At 56.9% G+C, this 2,018-nt stretch carries 3 protein-coding genes; all 3 read right to left on the minus strand.

The window, feature by feature from the left end:
* Positions 1–927: DUF6531 domain-containing protein (locus tag AC1DQP_RS19940; protein ID WP_478052357.1), on the minus strand; the 927-nt coding region annotated here is incomplete at its 3' end.
* A gap of 584 nt (positions 928–1,511) precedes the next feature.
* Positions 1,512–1,835 (minus strand): MafI2 family immunity protein, encoded by a 324-nt coding sequence (locus AC1DQP_RS19945; RefSeq protein WP_478052358.1) that lies wholly within the window; start codon positions 1,833–1,835, stop codon positions 1,512–1,514.
* Positions 1,832–1,990, minus strand: a complete 159-nt coding sequence (locus AC1DQP_RS19950; RefSeq protein WP_478052359.1) for a polymorphic toxin type 50 domain-containing protein — start codon at positions 1,988–1,990, stop codon at positions 1,832–1,834. The genes AC1DQP_RS19945 and AC1DQP_RS19950 overlap by 4 nt, the downstream gene beginning before the upstream one ends.
* Positions 1,991–2,018 lie beyond the last annotated feature (28 nt).

Here is a 2,018-nt window from a genome sequence, read left to right on the forward strand (position 1 = left end):
CGTCCAGCCGTAGCCGAAGCCGCCCAGGGACGTGGATATTCCCGAGTGATAGAAACGCGTCAACGCAATCCAGCCCAGATCGAAGTCTTGGGCGATTTCGTATTTCTCACCGGTCTTTACGTCGCAGGGATTGCCGACCGTGCCGTCGCAGGGCGGCTCGTTCGAGGGTGACTTGTTGCCCGCGCTCGGACTCATACCGCTCATGGCACCATTGCCATCGGTGGGGCAGCTTCCGTTCCCGCCGTCCTTGTCGCACTGCGTCGTCTTGGAGGTGATGGTGGCAACGAAATCTTCGTTGACACAGGCTTCGTGCTTGTTGGACCACTGTGTCAGGAGAACCGGGCAGTTCAGACGCCGGGTGCGCGTCAGCATCGCGTCGCTCGAGAACGGAGCGCAGGGAGACTGGGCGGTATTGTCCCCGCCCACGTAGGTCACCTGGTACTCACGATTCTCGATGGTTCCTTCCATATCCGGGGTGACGGCGTACCAGTCGCCCGTGGGCGTGACAGCCGCGCCGGGACAGACGGGGTTGAACGCTTGCACCTCAGCCAAGTAGGCCGCGACCATTGCCTCTTCGGTCGGAAATATCGCTGTGCTGAGATATGACCATTCGGGATCGGAGGGCTGGGATTTTCCCATCCAGTAGGTGATCGACGTATTGCCATCCAAGCCGACCTTCTTGGATTTGATCTTGTCCACGGAGTTCCAGCCAAACTGGAAATCGGGCGGGAAGGGGCTCGGCGCAGGAAGGCTCTTGATGGCCTCCACTGCCTCCTGCTGCGTCTTGTACTGGGTCGAATTTCCACCGGGCTGGGAAATGCGCCAGGTCGTCTTGCTCTCCTGCGCCTCCGCCGAAGCGGGGGTCATGCAACCCATCGCGACCGTTGCCAGCACAATGCACGATAGGTTCCTGATCCGTTGCAACATCCCTGTTCTCCTCTCTGGGCGGATACCGCGCCGGGGAACGAAGGCACGCCGGCTGTCATCGCCCTGTCGCGCCCTACTTCGGATCGTCCCTGTTCCGGAATGTGCGTGCACCACCGCACCGTGCCTTTATCGTTGAAGTTGCTGGCACATTCAAGCTCTATTTCGAGACGCCCATCCCAACTCCGCTCATCATCAATCTCCCCATGGCGGGGCATTGGGGCCTCCTGAGTGGGCGGCCGCGCACTTTTACCCGGGCGCAACTCGCCAGCGCGCTCAAGACCCATCGCCTCGATCGCGAGCTTCGAGCGAGTTACATCTCACTTTCCCGATTGAACAGCATCGCTGACGGCCGCTGATACATAAGTCAACGCGAATTGGCCAACTGCCTTCTCAAGATAGCTTACTTCAGGCAGCCTACGAGGCACTCATTTTGCATCCATTACCAGTCGGTGCCGGTCCCTGAAACTACTTCTTACCCTTCTTGCCCTTGTTAGGGGTTTGACTCAGCGCAGTTCCGCAAGCGAGCGGCAGCAGGCTGCTCTCCGCTTCAGTCATAAGAGCGTCCTGGCAATCATCGGATCTTGTCACGGCACAGTGACCGATGGAGATCTGTCATAGCTTCGAAGAAATATCCAAAACGAGCTTGACGTTGGAAGCGCAGGCTTCGAGGAGACTTCAATCCTATGCGACACCTCAACACTTTCAGAAAAGTCTGCGATAACTTCCGTCTCAATGCAGGAGATATCCTCTTCAACCGAGGCAGTAGGTTCAGCGTCTACAAAGAACGTCAACTCAAACCTCTCTTCACCTTCAATGCTGCAGCAAACCCCGACTAAGGCGGGAAACACCTCACCCAGCAAAGCACGGTTAACTCTGAGTATTATTTCGGATCGAAAACTATGATTCATGGGCTTGGCCTCGATGGCACGATGTGAATGCCGTCTTTTGCGTAGTGAATGATGCCATTGGATGTGGGAAAAGAGTTTCCATCATAATCAATGAAGGTGCCAATTTCCCGACCGTAGTTAACTCGCTCCTTCGACCCAGGCAGACCAACGGCCACATTTCCAACCTACTGCCCCGTTCCAGCA

Source organism: Stenotrophomonas sp. P5_A8 (genome assembly GCF_056400545.1).

What these genes read in the sequence shown, in the direction of transcription:
- AC1DQP_RS19945 (WP_478052358.1), bottom strand. Translation starts at nt 1,835, where the DNA reads ATGAATCATAGTTTTCGATCCGAAATAATACTCAGAGTTAACCGTGCT.